The organism is Dolichospermum sp. UHCC 0260, assembly GCF_009711985.1.
In the GTDB taxonomy this organism is placed as follows: domain Bacteria; phylum Cyanobacteriota; class Cyanobacteriia; order Cyanobacteriales; family Nostocaceae; genus Dolichospermum; species Dolichospermum lemmermannii.
The window spans coordinates 14,236-31,552 of record NZ_VIKZ01000009.1 but is presented as its reverse complement, the minus strand read 5'-3'; the positions used below and the strand labels follow the sequence as shown (position 1 = coordinate 31,552).

Genomic DNA, 17,317 nt, shown 5'->3' with positions numbered 1-17,317 from the left:
ATGGCGTAATTACTCACTTTTAAGGTACTATGATTTTACTAATGATATTATTGATAATAAAACTTAATAATAAGAACCTACAATTATCCCCAAAAATTAATGTTAGATTTCAACACCTTAATCGAATTTTCCCGCAACAACTGTATAGGCATTTGTGCCTTTCTTGTTCCAGCTAATATCCTGACAACCTTATTCACAATTGTCCTCACCTTCCTAAATCGTCCCATGCTTCAGGTGTGGATATCTGTTGGATTTGCTTGTCTGTTTGCTAGTATCATGCTTCTGCACGTTTACACTTGGTTCATGATTGGTGTAGTTATGCCACCAACTTATATTTTGTTATCCCTAGCAATTACCTGTTTATTAACTAATCTTTTGGTAATTATGTGGCGAAAAAATTCTCCACAATTGTTTTCTTTTGGTAAGTAATTACAACAGAAGTCAGAATTTCACGATTGCTATAAACCTGATATTTGACTTTTTTATAACCTGTCAGAATAGTAGTAAAAAATAAAAATTACTATTCTGACTATTAGTAATAGCTGTTAGTTAACTAACAGCTATTTTCTAATTTTAATGACCCCAATATTTTCCGTTATAACCACTCTTGGAATTGTTGTGAGAGTAATTGTTTTTATGAGACCAACAACTATGATAACCTCCACCAATAACATTTTGTACTTCCTCATTAGCTAGTTCATTGAGAAAACTAGCGGGATCATTAAATAAATCATAACCGACAGGAAGTAGTGCAGATATTTGGATATTAGCCATGATAATTCCTCCTTATTATATATTGTCTTGATATCAAACAAATGAGATTAGACTTGATATTGACTAACCTTACTTTTGATTCTTCCAAAAATAATCCATAAATTCAAGGCTTTGATCTCAATGGATAAGACTTTATTGAAATATTTTTGTCTCGCTATTGATAACAATTAATGGTTTATTTTCATTCGTTAAACGACATTTTAGATTGTTTTTTGCTATATGGTAGAGATGTTTCATGGAACATCTCTACAAAAGATGTAATTTTCTTGTGGATGATATTTTTGAGAAAATACCGACTTAATTAAGTTTGTTTTGTCTAAACTATAGCAAATAGACAACATATTGAAAATACAATTTTCAACTCTTTTTAATTGGTGAATTCTGCCCGTAATTGGTTGACAACTCGATCTAATCCCACAGAATGGGCTGCTTTGAATAATAAGCGATCGCCTGTTTGCATAAATGTTTTTAATCTTGTTACCAAATCGGTATGATTAGTGAAACATTCACAAGATATATTATCGGCACTATTAGCCATAATTTCCGCATCTTTACCATCAACTAATACTAATAATCCATCAAGATGCAAACTTTTGACCATTTCCCCGACTTTTTGATGAAGTTCTGGGGATCTTTCTCCTAATTCCTTCATTGCCCCTAAAACCGCAATTTTCCGCTTTCCTGGTGTGTCTGCTAACAACTGCAAAGCCGCTAACATGGCTTCTGGGGCGGCATTATAGGTTTCATCTAAAATCACCACATCATTAGCTAAAGTGAAGCGTTGACTTCTACCTGTGGGCATATTTACCATGACCCCAGATTGTAATAATTGCCAATCAATTTCTAATACCTGAGCTACTGCTAAAGCTGCTAAAAAATTGGTAGCATTATGACGACCAGGTAAAGGTAAAGGTAAACGGATGCCGGCAACTTCTACAGTTTCACTATCAATTAATTCTCCTTGGATATCACCACCAGAAAAGCCATAACTGATAACTTTCCCTTGCCAAAATTTCGCTGCTGTTGTCATTAATAGGGGGTTATCATGATTAAGAATGGCGATACCATCATTTGGCATTGTTGCTAATAATTCACACTTAGCTTCAGCAATGGCTTCTTCTGAACCAAGTAACTCAATATGTGCAGTTCCCACATTGGTGATTACCCCAATTGTCGGTTTAGCAATTTCTGTCAGTTCGGCAATTTGTCCCCTGCCTCGCATTGCCATTTCAATCACAGCAAAGTCATTTTCTCGACCCATTTCTAACAGGGTTTTGGAGACTCCTATTTCATTATTAAAATTCCCGTAGGTTTTATGAACTTTTCCTTTTGTGGCTAAAACTGCGGAAATTAATTCTTTAGTTGTGGTTTTCCCTACTGAACCTGTGATGCCAATTACAGGAATAGTAAAGCTTTCACGCCACCATTTAGCAATTTGTTGATATGCCTTTAAAGTATCTTTAACCCGCAAAACTGGAAAACCGGGATTTTTGTAAGCATGATCAACTATGGCAACTATAGCCCCTTTAGCGATCGCTGTTGCTACAAAATCATGTCCATCAAACTTTTCTCCTCGCAAAGCCAAAAAGACTTCACCCGGTTGCAAAATGCGAGTATCTGTTTGTATCCCCATCCCCAACTGAGTTAAGGTAGACGCAGATACATTCACCGATTCAGCTTGAAGTTCTTCAAGCAGTTGAGAGATAGTGATAGAGACTGACATATTGATAAATGACAGGGTATTTTAAAGCTATTTACATTAACATTTTTTGTGTCATTTTCAATAAAATTTAAAATCTCCACCTTGGCGGCATTTTCCTTATAAACCTATATTAGGGTTGTTAGGGTTATTAGATTTTGGTGCATCGAAAAGCTCTAATTGATTAGTAGTCGAATTATATCGGTATTTTAGACCAGTTAAAGGAGGTCTAGGCTCAACACAGTATTCTTTATTGCCAAACATAATTGATACTACTTGTCTCCCAGGTTCACAAGCTGTAGGATTGTATCCGAAATTTTGAATAATCTGCAAATTTCGGTCATTGGAGGAGATTTTTGCTGGCTCAGATTGGGGGATTGTCTCCGTGTCACTTGAGATAACTTTCCCTTTGGTTAACTGCAAATAAGTTTTAATAGGAATGCCGGCATTAAATCCCGATTTAGTAGCATCTGCAAGTCCGTGAATGGCTACAAGATTGCAAATACACCTCCTCCACTATTACCAGTCAAAGTATTGGCATCATAAACCAAACTATAGCCATTTCGGAGATTCTGATTAAAAACAATTCTCCCTCCTGTAAAAGCAAATTCTCTATCTGCACCTTTTCTGCCAAATACGGCTGGAAAACCAGCAACAAAAATGTCTGTACCAATTTCCAATGGCTTATCTTCAATAACAACAGGACGATAATATTCTGAGTCTGGAGCTTGAAATGTAATAATTGCTAAATCAACTCCATTTTGATCTGTCTGTAAAACTTGACGATTTTTCATAACATACTCTTTCCCTGTGTAGGTACGAATTGAGTAATTGATATCTTGAGAGCAATTAATCTTCCCTGGTCGTTTTATGGCACTACAAACAACATGATTGGCAGTTAATACAGTGTAAATATTATTTTCTTCGTCAATAATCACTCCTGAACCTCCAGGAGAACCATTATCTTTGCTATTGATTTGGACTATAGATTCTCTGACATTTTCGGCGATTCCTTGAGGTACACTGTTAGCTAATGCTGGAATAGTCATAGCCATTGCTGTTATTGCCGATATCCCCAAAAACACCCTAGTTAATTGATTAGTTATTAAAAGCATATTCAATATTTTTGATTTTTTTTCAGTAATTATGTAAATTTTGCTCAACTAGATTTTGTGTCTCCATAAAATCAATGACTTTAGTAATAGGAATAGCCCAACTTAAAGAGTCTATTTTTGCATAAATTTGTTGATTAGGTACAGAACCATCAGTAAAAGCCTTAATCCCCTGGAAGGGATACTTTAATAAGCCATTAATTGCTATTAATTCTCCTTTTTGATTTAAAAGTGGTCCACCGCTCATCCCTTGCCTAACATCATTAGTATAACCAACTTGGTAACCTCCAGGAAGTGTTTTCGCAAGTTGCATTTCGATCTTTCCCGTTGTTAAATGAAAAGCTCTAATTCCCCAATTACGAGTTTCTTCAAATCTGGTAATTTTGTTTCCTTCTCGGATAAAATTCCAGGCCGGAAACCCTGCTGCATATACTTTTTCTCCCTCTAGTATTTTTGGTAATTTCTGCAATTCTACTACTTGATAGTTTTGTTGGCTAGTAAATTCTACCAATGCCAAGTCCAAGGTCGCAATTTTAACTTGAGTCCTATCCCGTGCTGAATACAGCTTACCATCAACCGTCATGACTTGATAGCCATTTTTAGGGTTATCTGCCACTACATGATGATTTGTTAGTGCTAGATAAGTTTGCCCATAACGCTTAATAATTACTCCTGATCCAGAACCAAACTTAGTGATAATTCTGACAGTTACTTGTTTGGCAATTTCTGAGGCATTGACATTGATTGTCTGGACTGAATTTCTCAAATCTTGCTCAGATAAAGTTACAGCTTGAGCATTCGATTCCAGAACAAACTTACTCATAAATATAGTCAGGAGTAATCCTAAAAAAGATTTTTTATATAAGAAAAAAATATGATTGATCATGCAATAATTTTCCGAAAATTGATAAAAAATGACAAAAAAATAAGTAGGAATCAGGGTTCAGTATTTTTCGCTAAACCCTGACAAAATAATCAACTAAAATTTTGGAGTTGCAGATTTACGATTTGCATTACCCATAGTTGCTTTTTCCCAATCTCCTAAATTTACTTGAACCCGATTATCAGTTGTTTCTAAAATTGCAGTCGCGCTCGAACCTTCACGGCTAATTTTCACGATTTGGGACAGAATTTCTTCTGCTTTTTCAGCATTTTCCGGTTTCAGCGTCAGCAGAACATTGTTTTTATTACAACCACTATCTGTCATCGAGACTACACAAATTACGGTACTACCACTAACCTTGCCAGTCATTAAAACGACATCTTTTAACCTACCACCACTGTCAGCTACAGCTTTATTCAATTTTGGTGTGACGATACCGCAACGTTTTTGTGGACTATATTTGCCACCAAAAGCATCAGCACCCTTTTTAGTCCAAATAATTAAAGGAATTGGCTGTCCACCGGGACGTTGACCAATTGTAGCCACGTTACCATTATTTTCCGCAACGCAACTAAATTTAGTACCATTGACCGCTGAATCACTAACCCCTGCATTATCAACGGGTACATTATTGACTGAATTATCTACAGGAGGCTTGGCTTGGACTGTGGACGTTAATCCTAAACCACTAGATAGAGTTAAAGTTGCAATTAATACGGGGGCAGCTAATGGAAATTTCATAAGAATATCCGGTAAGTGGGAAACTCAGCGGCTTTAGCCCTGAGAGGGATGGTATGGCTAACGCCACGCTACGCTATCGACATGGCTCACCAGCCACGGCACGAGCGGTTTTAACCGCCTTGAATATTTTTTCATTACCGCCTTGGAGTTGGTAAATTCGGTGTACTTTTGTAATGTACTTTCAACGGGACAATTACCGATTCAAAATTCCCAACTCTGTACGCATAATGAATGTTTTGCTCCAAAGAGCCTCCCATTTCTGGGGTAATGTTAGCTTAGACCAGTTATAAGAGCTTTTTAGACTTGCAACACTGTTTCAGTGACCTTAAAACTGTTTAATTGCAAATGACAGAGCAGGGAACTAGTGAAGCAGCGCGGTCTTGGGGGTTTCCCCCATGAGCGACTGCTGAACCCCGAAGGGGCTACGCATTCCGGGGTGTCGTGACTCAAATAACGGCTACCCTTCGACTATGCTCAGGGTGGTCTGGTCAGCACGGCTTGCTTGATTACTCTTGCAAGCCCAGTCCCTTTAGGGCTGGGTTACTGACAGTTTAATCCTAAATCTTACAAATGTAGAAACGAAGTTTTTGGGTACAACTTTTCCAGAGAAAATACTGCATCAATATTTTAATACACAGAGGCAACAGATTGATTTATAACTTAGATAATTACTAGCCTCTTTTTCGCGGAGGATGGCATTGCAGCGAAGTTAAGAGTCTGAGTTTACCATAAGTCCGATTATATTGGTAGCTTCCCGCAGTTAAACCAGGATGGGGGTTAACACAGTATTGTTTGCTATCAATAATAATTGTAATTATACCATGTCTATGTTGAAAACCATAGTTATTGAAAGTAGTGAAATTTCTGCGTAAAGCTTTGTTAAGATTGCAGCACCAATTCACGTTCAGAATTTCCCCATTGGTTACAAACCATTTATGGGTTATGAAGGCACAAATCAAATCACGGATTTAATCTACAATTCCTTCACTTTGGGAATGGAAGATCACCTTTTAGAAATCTTTGGTGGACACGATACAAAGGAAGTAATTACCAAAGGAATATCTGCGGAATCTGGTTTGAATTGGACAAAAGATGGCCAAGCAGAATTGAATAAATTTCCTGGTTTTGTGCGCGGGAAGGTGAAGCGAAATACTGAAAAGTTTGCCCGTGAGCGTGGGTTTAAAGATATCTCGGCTGAGGTTTTGTATGCTGCGAAGGAGTCTGTAGGAGCGTAGGTTTAGGGGTTAGGTGACTATAGATCCAGATATCTAGCTTTAGCAGGATATAACCAGGATAACTGGGAAGTTCTCAAGAACGATATAATAAGATCCGTGGCAGGTTCTGAAATTGCAGAAGTGACCCCTACTGATTATGGAACTCAGTTTGCTGTTAAGAGCCAATGGCATGGACAAAATGGCCGCTTACTCAGGGTTATCACTATCTGGCAACAGGATGAAGGAACAGAAGTATTAAGATTTATAACTTTAAAACCTGATAGATCAAAGGAGAATTAAACAATGACAACAGCCACCTTATTCCAATGGGTAGAACTAAAGCAAGATGTTCCAAACAGCCCTATAAAAGCTGGTAATAAGGGCGTTGTCTTAGATCATCTAAATCCTACTACAACCCAGCCAGAACCAGGATATATTTTAGAAGTCTTTGAAGATGGTGAAACGCTAGATGTCGTTTCTGTTCCTATTTCCTGGGTTAACCCCCTACCTGAAACTTGGGGAAGTGTTGAATATAATATTAGACAGACAGCTTAAAACCCCAATCACCGCCTCAGAATGAATCTGAGTCTAATAACAAAAGTCGTCTCAAGACGACTAAAATAATTAATCATTGAGTCCGTTTTAACGGACTTCGGCTATTAGACTGGGAATTAATTCCCAGACGGGTTAGAAAGCTAACTGATAATATTGAAAAATATCAGCTACAGCATGAGAAAAAATCCCACAATGTCCAACCAAACAAACTTAACAGATGCTCGTAATAACCTAGCTGAAATCTGCGCTCAAGTAGTTGCAGATAGAGAAGTAATGATTATTACCCAACCTGATGGTGAAAACGTCGCCCTCATTGCTGCTGAAGAATTAGAAAGTTTATTAGAAACAACAATTGGATTTAGCCTTAGAACGTAAACACACATTGGAGGCGTAAATATGACAGAAAATCCTTATATTGGTTCTTCTCTTGATGCGTTTTTAGAAGAAGAAGGAACATTAGATGAAATCAATTTAATAGCTATTAAAAGAGTTATTGCTTGGCAGATTCAAACTGCAATGGCTATTGCCAGATTCAGATCCCCGACTTCTTAAAGAAGTCGGGGATCTTGTTGTTCATATTTGTTGGATGACTTTAGATATGTCTTTAAGCCGGGGAGTGTCAATTATCTCTTCTTTGTTCTAACTCCTACTCTCTGGCTGATACCACGTTGCGCTATCAGTGAAAAACTTTTTCAGGCAACCATAATTACTTCCTCTTTCTAGATCAGGAGAATATGTAAATATTGCATAATAAAATGAACATCAGTGCAAATTTTAAGTTAGATAAAAGATCAGATTTTTGCGAAAATTACTGAAAAATTAAACATTAAGTAACTTTAAAGACAGAAAAAAGTAGCAAATAATACGAATTATATTTAATTAAGACTAATATTGTAGACACAGAGGAGCGAAAATAAATGTTCAAAAAAGTAGTCATTATTGGGTGTTTAACCCTATTTCTGTTGGTAGGGTTATTAACAGGAAATGCCCTTGCAGAAGCCGCTGCTGCACCCCCTCCTAATTCAGGTGATACAGCATTTATGCTAATTTCATCAGCCTTAGTATTGCTAATGACACCGGGATTAGCCTTCTTTTATGGTGGGTTTGTGCGATCGCACAATATCCTCAACACATTGATGATGAGTTTTGTGTTGATGGGCATTGTCGGAGTCACCTGGATTCTCTGGGGTTATAGCCTTTCATTTGCACCAGGTAACTCCATCATCGGTGGTTGGAATTGGATACTTGGAAATGTGGGTTTAGAAACTCAAGGCTATTTACCCCACATGGGCTATGAAGATGCCCTCAAAGCCGCAGATCCAGCCTACGCTGATATGAATTCCTATGCTGGAACAATTCCCCATCAAGCATTCATGATCTATCAAGCCATGTTTGCAATTATTACCCCAGCCTTAATTTCAGGAGCGATCGCCGAACGGATGAGTTTCCGCGCCTATTGCCTATTTGTCCTGCTCTGGTCAACTTTCATCTACACACCCCTGGCACACATGGTTTGGGCAAAAGGAGGATTTTTAAGTTTATATGGCGGCATCGGCGCTCTAGACTTTGCTGGTGGGACAGTAGTGCATATTAGTTCCGGTGTGTCAGCATTGGTAGCAGCGATTGTTCTCGGCCCCAGAAAAAACTATCCAGATCGTCTTAGCCCTCCCCATAACGTCCCCTTTATTTTGTTAGGTGCTGGCTTACTTTGGTTTGGCTGGTTCGGTTTTAATGCTGGTAGCGCCTTATCCGCAGGAACAGTAGCTACCGTAGCCTTTGTTGCTACCAATACATCAGCCGCCGCTGGGGGATTAATGTGGTTAATTTTAGAAGCCACATTACGGGGAAAACCCACCGCAGTAGGCGCGGCCACAGGTGCGGTAGCTGGTTTAGTTGGGATCACCCCAGCCGCCGGATTTGTCACACCTCTAGGAGCAATTCTCATCGGTTTTATTACCGCCTTCTTCTGCTTCTATGCTGTCAGTTTCAAGCACAAGTTGCGGATTGATGATGCCTTAGATACCTATTTCGTTCATGGTGTTGGTGGGACGATTGGCGCAATTTTAACAGCTATTTTAGCGACAACCGAAGTTAATAGCGGCGGTAAAGATGGGGTATTGCGTGGTAACTTCGGTGAATTATTTGTAGAATTAGGAGCGATCGCCCTAGCCTATATCATTGCGGCTGTCGGGACTTGGATCATTCTCAAAATTATTGCGGCTACAATTGGTTTACGAGTTCCGGATCAAACTGAAGATCAAGGTTTGGATATTAACGAACACGGAGAAGAAGGTTATAACTCCGAGTTTGCAGATCGAATTTCTAACAAATAGATATAGATAATGTAGAGACGTTACCTATAACGTCTCTACATTCAGAAATAAACCGCATTTTCCCAAAGAAACTAGATTCTGAGCCGTTAATCCTATAATCTTGATCTCAATTACCAATCAGAAAACTCCACCAGAAATTTTGGCAGATTTTTTATTTGTTTATCTCTCTTACCAGATTTACAATGAAGTTTAATATTGGTCATTTTTATCAGTCGTGTTTAACCGTGTAAAAACCTTTCCTGCTTGGGGATTCTTGTCACTGTTAACTAACCTTATCCTAATGTTAGCGGTCATTTTATTGATTTGGCGACAGCAAAAAATAACCCCTATGGTAGCAACGACAGCTATCCCAAATCCCCCAGAACCAGTTAACCTTAACTGGAAAAATCAATATGTACCACCAGAGTTAGGCCCCCGTCATCAACTCAGTTATCCCCAATGGTTGGATATGCTCAAGCAAGAAGCTAAAATAACCGCTGACAAAAATCCCCAACGGTTAACCATACTAGCGGGAGATTCTCTGAGTTTATGGTTTCCACCAGAATTATTACCGGAAGATAGAAATTGGCTAAATCAAGGAATTTCCGGCGAAGTTAGCAATGGACTGTTACAAAGATTAGATTTCTTTGACCGCACCCAACCAGATATGATTTTGGTGATGGTAGGTATTAATGATCTAATTCGCGGGCTAGAGGATCAGGAAATTCTCACTAATTATCGCCAAATTATCAGCTATCTACGCAGAAAACACCCCCAAGCAGAAATTGTCATTCAGTCAATTTTGCCACATGGTGCGGGGGGGACAACTTGGGAAGGAAAAGAAAAACTCCTAGCTATTCCCAATTCTCGAATTCGCAAATTAAATCAGGAACTGAATAACATCGCTATTAAAAAAGGCGCGAGATATCTCAATTTACATCCCCTATTCACCGATCAACAAGGTAATCTTCGTTCAAATTTTACCACCGACGGTTTACATCTGAGTCCCCCTGGTTATCTAGTTTGGCGGACTGCTTTGCAAATGTATACTAACCAACAACTAACACCCCAACTTCCTCAACCACAAAAGGTACAGTCAACAAATAGGATATAAATCCAAAATTTCTATCTAAATCGGCTCCAAGCGCGAGAAAATCAAAAATAGTAATTATTAGTGGTCAATCTCAAATGGATACAAAAGCTTTTAAACGCAGCCTCCAACATTCAGCCAATTATAATCGTAAGGGCTTTGGTCATCAGGCGGAAGTAGCCACTCAGTTACAGTCTGAGTTTCAAAGTAACTTAATTCAGGAAATCCGCAATTCTAACTACACTCTCAGCCGTGGTAATGTCACAATCCAACTAGCCCAAGCATTTGGCTTTTGTTGGGGTGTAGAAAGGGCTGTAGCCATGGCCTATGAAACCCGTCAGCATTTCCCGACCGAACAGATTTGGATTACTAACGAAATTATTCACAATCCATCTGTGAATAAACGAATGCAGGAAATGCAGGTAGAATTTATTCCCGTTATTGATCAAGTAAAAGACTTTTCTGTTGTTGGTAGCGGTGATGTGGTGATTTTACCAGCTTTTGGTGCCAGTGTTCAAGAAATGCAAATTCTCAATGATAAAGGTTGTCAAATTGTTGATACTACCTGTCCTTGGGTTTCTAAAGTTTGGAACACTGTCGAAAAGCACAAAAAAGGTGATTACACTTCAATTATTCACGGAAAATACAAGCACGAAGAAACCGTTGCGACCAGTTCTTTTGCTGGGAAATATTTGATTGTTTTAAATTTACAAGAAGCAGAATATGTCATTAACTATATTCTCAATGGTGGCAATCGTCAGGAATTTTTAGCTAAGTTTGCTAAAGCTTGTTCTGCGGGATTTGATCCTGATCAAGATTTAGAACGGGTAGGTATTGCTAACCAAACAACCATGCTCAAAGATGAAACCGAAAAAATCGGGAAAATGCTAGAGCGAACCATGATGCAGAAATATGGACCAGCAGAGTTAAATCAGCATTTCCAAAATTTCAACACTATCTGTGATGCTACTCAAGAACGTCAAGATGCTATGCTGGAATTAGTGGAAGAAAAGGTAGATTTAATGATAGTTATTGGGGGGTTTAATTCATCAAATACTACCCAATTACAACAAATTGCTTTTGATCGGGATATTCCTTCCTATCACATTGATTGTGTGGAACGGATTCAATCCATTAATAACATTGAACATCGGCAATTAACAGGAGAATTGGCAATTACAGAAAACTGGCTTCCAGTAGGGAAAATTAAAGTTGGGGTTACTTCTGGGGCTTCGACACCGGATCAGGTAGTTGAAGATATAATTGAGAAAATTTTTGCCCTCAAAGCCACAGCCACTTTAGTTTGACAATACCTTAGCTAAAGTAAAAAAAGTCTGAATTCGGAGGTTGGGTTTGGCTTGGCTTAACCCAAACTCCCAAAAAATGGCGAATAATTGAAGGAATCTACAAAAATGTCTGGTAATACGTCTTTTGATCAACTCCAACCTGCAAATCAACAACAAGCTACCGTCTATTTACCTTATATTCAGGGTAGTAAGCGAAATTTATTACCCTATGCCATCAGTCTTTATAAAACACGTCAGTTGGAGGGACAGCGTAAAATTGAGGGTGGTAAGAATATTTCTTTTGTTGCGACTTGGAATGATGCCACTTTACCCTCAGATTTAACCATTTGCCGGATTCAGTTTGAGACTGACTCTGAACTAACTTATCAAGTAATGATGCCAAGTTTTGAATTTATTAGTTTTTTAATTGAACTAATGGAAAACTCTAAGCGAAATAGCATCAGCGATTTTCCTAAATCTTTTTACCGCAAACTTTTACACTTAGACGATTAAAGCAGAAATAGATATAGTCAGGGGTATACCTACGCATACCCCCATTTTCAAAATTCAAAACTAACTAAGAAATATCTTTCAACTCAGCGGTACGAACCGAAAGCATCTGTGTCTGATTACCTCTTTGCACCTTCACTTGCAACGCTTGACCAAGGGTACTGTCTTCTACTACGCCTTGCAACTGTTCAGCACTAGTAATAGGGTTATTGTTAATTTGCAAAATCACATCTCCGCGACGGATACCCGCAGTTGCAGCCGGAGAATTAGGAACAACCCGCATGACTAAAACACCCGCGACTTCAGGAATTGCAAACATGGAATTAGGATCATTGTTATTTTGTTTTGCTAATTCCGGTGTTAGTGTCACCATTTGCACACCTAAGTAGGGATGAGCAACTTTGCCATCACGTTGCAATTGAGCAGCGATTACTTTAGCTTTATCAATAGGAATTGCAAAGCCAATCCCCATCGCATCGGCGCGAATTGCGGTATTAATGCCAATCACTTCTCCCAAACCATTTAATAATGGTCCACCGGAGTTACCGGGGTTAATAGCTGCGTCAGTTTGAATGAAGTCTAACCGTTTATCACTGATTCCTACTTGAGCGCTGGAACGTTTGAGGGTGCTGACAATCCCCAAGGTGACGGTATTATCAAATCCTAGCGGATTACCCACAGCGATCGCCCAATCTCCTACCTGAACATGATCAGAATTACCTAAATCTGCAACAGGTAAAGCCTTACCAGCATTAATCTTAACTACAGCCAAATCTGTAACTTCATCAATGCCTTGAACTTTACCTTTAAAGGTGCGACCATCTTTCAGACGGACTGTGACTTTATCAGCCTTATCAACTACGTGAGCATTGGTGAGAATTACGCCACTTTTATCAATAATAAAACCAGAACCTAAACCCCGTAACTGTTCAGTCGGTGATTGTTGGGGAAAGCTATCACCAAAAAACCGCCGAAAAAACGGATCTTCCATCATCGGATCATTTCGGCGCGTAATCGTTCTTTCTGTATCAATTCTCACCACTGCTGAACCTACCCGATTGACCGCTGCTGTCACAAAACTATGACTACCAATCACAGCCGTAGCGGGAGAAGGCTTTTGAGCAATTTTCGTGAATGACTCAGTGACAGGATTCGGACCCGGTTCTGCGGCTGAAGGTAATACCCGCAGGGAGGTGAAAGTCAACATCACTCCTATAAAAATCGCTAAAATATGGGTACTGAGTTTTCGGATAGACCGGGACATTTGGGACAATCGCATAATCACAACCTAATCTACAAGTCTAATTTTTGCTGTTTCTTGATAAATCTATCTACACCTATTTTTACAGATTCAGATCAGAATTCTGGTTTATTGACATTTTCGCTCATTTAAAGTTTCTTTGATTTCACGGAATCTTGGCTCAAAGTGCAGGATATTTTTTCATCTTCCCCCGCGCTCTCTGGGCTAAAATATTAATTAAAGCCAAAATGGCTAAAAAATATGCAGAGAATACCCATGAATGGAGCAAACCCAGTAACTAACGAATCTTTACCTACATCAGATCACAACCATCCAGATCATACACACAATCAGGCTGATTCTGTTCATCCTCATGTCCACAGTGAAGAGTCATTACGGCGGATTGTTAACCGACTATCACGCATAGAAGGTCACGTTCGCGGAATCAAGACAATGGTACAGCAAAATACCCCTTGTCCTGATGTATTATTACAAATTGCTGCTGTGCGTGGGGCATTAGATAAAGTAGCCAGAATTGTCCTAGATGAACATTTAACTGAGTGTATTGGTAGAGCCGCCCAAAAGGGGAATATAGAATTAGAGATTGAACAATTAAAAGCTGCTTTAGATAGATTTTTACCTTGATTATCCATAAATATCAATTTCACTATTATTTAAATCATCAACCAAACAAACCAATAATTCTGCTTTTACATGGGTTCATGGGTAATATTCATGAATTTGATGAAGTTATAAAATTACTATTTGCTGATTTTTCCTATCTGACCATTGATTTACCTGGGCATGGCAAAACTCAGGTTTTAGACGATGAATGCTATCCCATGACATCTACAGCCGCAGCTATTATTCAATTATTAGATGAATTAAAAATTGACCAATGTTATTTAATTGGTTACTCAATGGGAGGAAGATTGGCTTTATATTTGACTTTGCATTTTCCCCATAGGTTTATTAAAGTCATTTTAGAATCTACTTCTCCAGGTTTAGCAACAGAAACCGCAAGATTAGCCAGAATTAAAGGTGATACTCAAATAGCCAGAAAACTATCTAGAATCATCAATCAAGATGATTTTTATGACTTTCTCAATAATTGGTATCAACAGCCAATTTTTGGTGATATCAAAAATCATCCTCAATACCAATCTATGATATCCAGTAGATTAACAAATCATCCTTTAAACCTAGTCAAGTCATTACAGTTTATGGGAACAGGTTCTCAACCTAGTTTATGGGAATTGCTAACTAAAAATACTACTCCTCTATTATTATTAGTTGGTGAGAAAGACGAAAAATTTATTGATATTAATATCGCTATGACTGAAAAATGCAACTTGGCTAAATTACAAATAATTCCTCAAGTCGGGCATAATATTCATCTAGAAAATACTGTAGCATTTGTGCAAAATATTCGTGATTTTTTATTTTTTTAATTTTGATTCCTCTATTTTTAAATTATATCCCATAGCAAAACAATCTCTAGGGTGAGATTGCTTTTTTGTAAATATTCAAGTGCAAAATTATGGTTGTATTTTCATGGTAATTATCTGGGCATATTATTACTGTAATTATTAAAGATTGGTGGAGATTGGGGAACGATAATTATTGGGTTATAGATGAATGGTGCAGCAGGTGAAGATGATGGACTATATTGCGTAGGTGAATAAGATTGTGTGGGAGGATAGGGAGGATAGTTATTAGGCATGGGAGAGGACGGATAGGGATTGGAATAGTTAGGATTACTCGGATAGTTGTTTTCTGGATGTTGGGAAGGTGAAGGCGGATTAGTGGGAGTTTTTGATGATGAAAACATACCCTGAACTAATTGATTTGCAAAGTTTTCTAGCAAAGGCTTCATATCAACGGCTGAAGCTTTTTGTGAATTAAAAAAAACTGTAGACAATGTAATAATAATGGCAGTTGCAACTTTAAGTTTCATGGTTATTTTCCCTGGATTTGATGATCAAAAGTGTCTGAAATGAATTGTGTTAAATAGGAGAAGATAAGATATTTGTACCCTCTCCTATGATGGAAAGTTAATCAATTAGTTCTTTATCTGAAATTTCCATCATCGTAGGTTCGGCACTTTCCAGGCTCAATTCTACCCAAGTCAACAATACCGCCAAGGTCAATTGTTTTACCTCTGCTATGATTGACATGAATTGTAAATTTGATTGGTGAATCTACAAGAGAACTCAAGGGAAAGGTCATAGGTCTAGTGTCATAAAACCTTCTGTCACCCTGCCAAGGCATAACGTTATATCTCGTATCATGAATACCGATAGGTCGCCAGTTTTCTCCGGTTACATAGCCCCAGACTTGTCCCCACAAATTCACCCCATAACCATATCTTGAGTAAATTTTAAACTCTACACTAGAGACTCTTGAAGAACGACTAGTAGCCTCAGCAACGACTCTAGCTCGTAATGCGCCAGAAGTATTACAAAATTCTGCATATTTTATCTCTCCAGAAATACCATCACGCTCTTGATAGTTTTGTGAAGCCTGGACGGGGAAGGAGGATGTAGCCAAGGAGGCTAACATAGCTACAAAGACAGGAATTTTTTTCAGGTTGTTCATAAGATTAATTGATGTGTAATTTGAAAACTTTTTTAGTCTGTAATGTTCAAATAATTGAATTACTGACTATTAATCAGATATTGAAAAAGGTTTGAGAAAGAAGCTTGCTAAATCTGCTTTGCTTGTTTCTTGATAACCAAGCTACCAAAGATTTTTTGATTGGTAAAGTATTTATTAATATCAGGTTTTCAATTTTAATAACAGCAAATAACAAATAATAATAAATAGCCAGAAATAACAGGAAATAACAATATATGAAAAGTAATAACAAGAAATAACAAAATCTAGGGATATGGTTTAAATGATGTAGGGGTTTAGCAATGCTAAACCCCTACCCGTTAAGGATTACACAAAAATTTCAAGATAACAATTAGAGATTTTTCAGAGGTATTGACAGTGTAATTAATTTACCCTAGAATAGTTGTATAATAAAAATTGAGGAAATCAAATGCTGCAAGATAAATTTTTAGAACAGATTAAACAACAGCTATATCCAAGAAGAAGAGAAACTTACCAGGAACTCTGTTTTCCTTTGCGTTGGCATCCCCAAAATGTCACACAATCTCAGGGATTTATTGAAGAACAAATGAGAAAACAACTCAATGGGAATATTGAGGGTATTAGTCAAATTATTAGTAGGGTTGCTTATCAGATATGGGAAATATTTCAGGAAGAAATGACTGCTGATGGTTTTCAACTAGAAAACACAAATCAACAGGGACAACCTAGAAATGAAAATCAATCTCCTTATCGTGTCACCTATAAATGGTTATGGGAGAAAAAATTTCCCCGTATGGCTTGGGAGTTGGCTAAAGAAGTGGCTGAACCTGTAAAAGATGAATTGGAAATGATACCTTACGAAATACCTATACCTCAAGATAATCGCATCATCACTAGACATATTCCTAGAGAGGAAACATTACAAAAGGAAAAAGACTATCGCTTAAAAATGAATTTACCCCATACAGGTTATTTATTATTGATTAATGAAAGTGCTAATGGTGATAAATTCTTAATTTCTCCTTCTAAAGCCTTTTCTCAAATTCCTTCTTGTCGTCTATCTCAACCGCTTTTTTTCCCACCTGATAATGATAGACACCGCGCTCCTTTAGCTTTTGAAACTGAAAAAGAGTTGTTTTTGGCGATTGTAACGAAGGAAGAGATTAAATTATCTTGGATAAATGAAGATTATCGTAATGAGGATGTAGATTTGTATGAACAGCATTTATTTAAGATTTTTCAAGAGGTAGGTAAGTTATCTGATTGTCAGATATTTCAGCGTAGTTTTGGCGTTGTTTAGATA

General features: G+C 37.9%; 19 protein-coding genes and 2 pseudogenes. 13 read left to right on the top strand and 8 right to left on the bottom strand.

Annotation, left to right across the window (positions count from 1 at the left end; genetic code table 11):
* Window positions 1-99: 99 nt before the first annotated feature.
* Entirely contained in the window at window positions 100-429 is a 330-nt protein-coding gene (locus tag FJR08_RS05600) for a hypothetical protein (protein WP_015079428.1), read from the top strand.
* Window positions 430-573: 144 nt separating this feature from the next.
* Here the strand turns inward: FJR08_RS05600 and FJR08_RS05595 are convergent, their stop codons facing one another.
* From FJR08_RS05595 to FJR08_RS05575, 5 genes are all read right to left on the bottom strand, one after another.
* On the bottom strand, window positions 574-774 hold the full coding sequence (locus FJR08_RS05595; protein WP_168632483.1) for a hypothetical protein: 201 nt from the start codon (window positions 772-774) through the stop codon (window positions 574-576).
* A 367-nt stretch (window positions 775-1,141) separates the two neighbouring features.
* The gene (murF, locus tag FJR08_RS05590) at window positions 1,142-2,497 is read right to left on the bottom strand and encodes a UDP-N-acetylmuramoyl-tripeptide--D-alanyl-D-alanine ligase (RefSeq protein ID WP_168632482.1); all 1,356 of its coding nucleotides are present in this window, start codon (window positions 2,495-2,497) and stop codon (window positions 1,142-1,144) included.
* A gap of 464 nt (window positions 2,498-2,961) precedes the next feature.
* A complete protein-coding gene (locus tag FJR08_RS05585; RefSeq protein WP_168632481.1) occupies window positions 2,962-3,588 on the bottom strand; it encodes a serine protease in 627 nt (208 codons plus the stop codon).
* 22 nt (window positions 3,589-3,610) lie between these two features.
* A complete protein-coding gene (locus FJR08_RS05580) occupies window positions 3,611-4,408 on the bottom strand; it encodes a serine protease (protein ID WP_254435695.1) in 798 nt (265 codons plus the stop codon).
* 156 nt (window positions 4,409-4,564) lie between these two features.
* On the bottom strand, window positions 4,565-5,209 hold the full coding sequence (locus tag FJR08_RS05575) for a COP23 domain-containing protein (protein ID WP_168632479.1): 645 nt from the start codon (window positions 5,207-5,209) through the stop codon (window positions 4,565-4,567).
* A gap of 884 nt (window positions 5,210-6,093) precedes the next feature.
* Between FJR08_RS05575 and FJR08_RS05570 the strand changes: the two are divergent.
* From FJR08_RS05570 to ebsA, 9 genes and pseudogenes are all read left to right on the top strand, one after another.
* A pseudogene (locus FJR08_RS05570) lies at window positions 6,094-6,444 on the top strand (ferredoxin:protochlorophyllide reductase (ATP-dependent) subunit B); the annotation flags it as partial.
* A gap of 33 nt (window positions 6,445-6,477) precedes the next feature.
* Window positions 6,478-6,723: pseudogene (locus FJR08_RS05565) on the top strand (DUF6883 domain-containing protein); the annotation flags it as partial.
* A gap of 3 nt (window positions 6,724-6,726) precedes the next feature.
* Entirely contained in the window at window positions 6,727-6,978 is a 252-nt protein-coding gene (locus FJR08_RS05560) for a DUF4926 domain-containing protein (RefSeq protein WP_168632477.1), read from the top strand.
* 192 nt (window positions 6,979-7,170) lie between these two features.
* Window positions 7,171-7,353, top strand: a complete 183-nt coding sequence (locus FJR08_RS05555; RefSeq protein WP_168632476.1) for a type II toxin-antitoxin system Phd/YefM family antitoxin — start codon at window positions 7,171-7,173, stop codon at window positions 7,351-7,353.
* A 21-nt stretch (window positions 7,354-7,374) separates the two neighbouring features.
* A complete protein-coding gene (locus FJR08_RS05550; RefSeq protein WP_168632475.1) occupies window positions 7,375-7,530 on the top strand; it encodes a hypothetical protein in 156 nt (51 codons plus the stop codon).
* Between the two features lie 365 nt (window positions 7,531-7,895).
* The gene (locus tag FJR08_RS05545; RefSeq protein WP_015079438.1) at window positions 7,896-9,311 is read left to right on the top strand and encodes an ammonium transporter; all 1,416 of its coding nucleotides are present in this window, start codon (window positions 7,896-7,898) and stop codon (window positions 9,309-9,311) included.
* 280 nt (window positions 9,312-9,591) lie between these two features.
* Entirely contained in the window at window positions 9,592-10,404 is an 813-nt protein-coding gene (locus tag FJR08_RS05540; RefSeq protein WP_168632474.1) for an SGNH/GDSL hydrolase family protein, read from the top strand.
* Between the two features lie 74 nt (window positions 10,405-10,478).
* The gene (locus tag FJR08_RS05535) at window positions 10,479-11,687 is read left to right on the top strand and encodes a 4-hydroxy-3-methylbut-2-enyl diphosphate reductase (RefSeq protein WP_168632473.1); all 1,209 of its coding nucleotides are present in this window, start codon (window positions 10,479-10,481) and stop codon (window positions 11,685-11,687) included.
* A 105-nt stretch (window positions 11,688-11,792) separates the two neighbouring features.
* Entirely contained in the window at window positions 11,793-12,179 is a 387-nt protein-coding gene (gene ebsA / locus FJR08_RS05530) for a type IV pilus biogenesis protein EbsA (protein WP_168632472.1), read from the top strand.
* 64 nt (window positions 12,180-12,243) lie between these two features.
* Here the strand turns inward: ebsA and FJR08_RS05525 are convergent, their stop codons facing one another.
* Window positions 12,244-13,455 carry an HhoA/HhoB/HtrA family serine endopeptidase gene (locus FJR08_RS05525; protein ID WP_168632471.1) on the bottom strand — a complete coding sequence of 404 codons (1,212 nt, stop codon included), beginning with the start codon at window positions 13,453-13,455 and terminating at the stop codon, window positions 12,244-12,246.
* 237 nt (window positions 13,456-13,692) lie between these two features.
* On the opposite strand from FJR08_RS05525, the gene FJR08_RS05520 reads away from it, so the two are divergent.
* On the top strand, window positions 13,693-14,061 hold the full coding sequence (locus FJR08_RS05520; RefSeq protein WP_015079443.1) for a metal-sensitive transcriptional regulator: 369 nt from the start codon (window positions 13,693-13,695) through the stop codon (window positions 14,059-14,061).
* The gene (gene menH / locus FJR08_RS05515; RefSeq protein ID WP_168632470.1) at window positions 14,058-14,867 is read left to right on the top strand and encodes a 2-succinyl-6-hydroxy-2,4-cyclohexadiene-1-carboxylate synthase; all 810 of its coding nucleotides are present in this window, start codon (window positions 14,058-14,060) and stop codon (window positions 14,865-14,867) included. Before FJR08_RS05520 ends, menH begins: the two co-directional genes overlap by 4 nt.
* Window positions 14,868-14,977: 110 nt before the next feature.
* On the opposite strand, the gene FJR08_RS05510 is transcribed toward menH, so the two are convergent.
* Window positions 14,978-15,373, bottom strand: a complete 396-nt coding sequence (locus FJR08_RS05510) for a hypothetical protein (protein WP_168632469.1) — start codon at window positions 15,371-15,373, stop codon at window positions 14,978-14,980.
* 113 nt (window positions 15,374-15,486) lie between these two features.
* Window positions 15,487-16,014, bottom strand: coding sequence for a hypothetical protein (locus FJR08_RS05505; protein WP_168632468.1), 528 nt, complete (start codon window positions 16,012-16,014; stop codon window positions 15,487-15,489).
* A gap of 448 nt (window positions 16,015-16,462) precedes the next feature.
* On the opposite strand from FJR08_RS05505, the gene FJR08_RS05500 reads away from it, so the two are divergent.
* Window positions 16,463-17,314 (top strand): DUF4384 domain-containing protein, encoded by an 852-nt coding sequence (locus FJR08_RS05500; protein ID WP_168632467.1) that lies wholly within the window; start codon window positions 16,463-16,465, stop codon window positions 17,312-17,314.
* Window positions 17,315-17,317 lie beyond the last annotated feature (3 nt).

Coding starts and splice junctions, on each gene's coding strand:
- FJR08_RS05520 (WP_015079443.1), top strand. CDS start 13,693: ATGAATGGAGCAAACCCAGTAACTAACGAATCTTTACCTACATCAGAT.
- FJR08_RS05500 (WP_168632467.1), top strand. CDS start 16,463: ATGCTGCAAGATAAATTTTTAGAACAGATTAAACAACAGCTATATCCA.
- FJR08_RS05535 (WP_168632473.1), top strand. CDS start 10,479: ATGGATACAAAAGCTTTTAAACGCAGCCTCCAACATTCAGCCAATTAT.
- murF (WP_168632482.1), bottom strand. CDS start 2,497: ATGTCAGTCTCTATCACTATCTCTCAACTGCTTGAAGAACTTCAAGCT.
- FJR08_RS05505 (WP_168632468.1), bottom strand. CDS start 16,014: ATGAACAACCTGAAAAAAATTCCTGTCTTTGTAGCTATGTTAGCCTCC.
- FJR08_RS05550 (WP_168632475.1), top strand. CDS start 7,375: ATGACAGAAAATCCTTATATTGGTTCTTCTCTTGATGCGTTTTTAGAA.
- FJR08_RS05560 (WP_168632477.1), top strand. CDS start 6,727: ATGACAACAGCCACCTTATTCCAATGGGTAGAACTAAAGCAAGATGTT.
- FJR08_RS05575 (WP_168632479.1), bottom strand. CDS start 5,209: ATGAAATTTCCATTAGCTGCCCCCGTATTAATTGCAACTTTAACTCTA.
- ebsA (WP_168632472.1), top strand. CDS start 11,793: ATGTCTGGTAATACGTCTTTTGATCAACTCCAACCTGCAAATCAACAA.
- FJR08_RS05595 (WP_168632483.1), bottom strand. CDS start 774: ATGGCTAATATCCAAATATCTGCACTACTTCCTGTCGGTTATGATTTA.
- FJR08_RS05525 (WP_168632471.1), bottom strand. CDS start 13,455: ATGCGATTGTCCCAAATGTCCCGGTCTATCCGAAAACTCAGTACCCAT.
- FJR08_RS05545 (WP_015079438.1), top strand. CDS start 7,896: ATGTTCAAAAAAGTAGTCATTATTGGGTGTTTAACCCTATTTCTGTTG.
- FJR08_RS05580 (WP_254435695.1), bottom strand. CDS start 4,408: ATGAGTAAGTTTGTTCTGGAATCGAATGCTCAAGCTGTAACTTTATCT.
- FJR08_RS05600 (WP_015079428.1), top strand. CDS start 100: ATGTTAGATTTCAACACCTTAATCGAATTTTCCCGCAACAACTGTATA.
- FJR08_RS05540 (WP_168632474.1), top strand. CDS start 9,592: ATGTTAGCGGTCATTTTATTGATTTGGCGACAGCAAAAAATAACCCCT.
- FJR08_RS05510 (WP_168632469.1), bottom strand. CDS start 15,373: ATGAAACTTAAAGTTGCAACTGCCATTATTATTACATTGTCTACAGTT.
- FJR08_RS05555 (WP_168632476.1), top strand. CDS start 7,171: ATGTCCAACCAAACAAACTTAACAGATGCTCGTAATAACCTAGCTGAA.
- FJR08_RS05585 (WP_168632481.1), bottom strand. CDS start 3,588: ATGCTTTTAATAACTAATCAATTAACTAGGGTGTTTTTGGGGATATCG.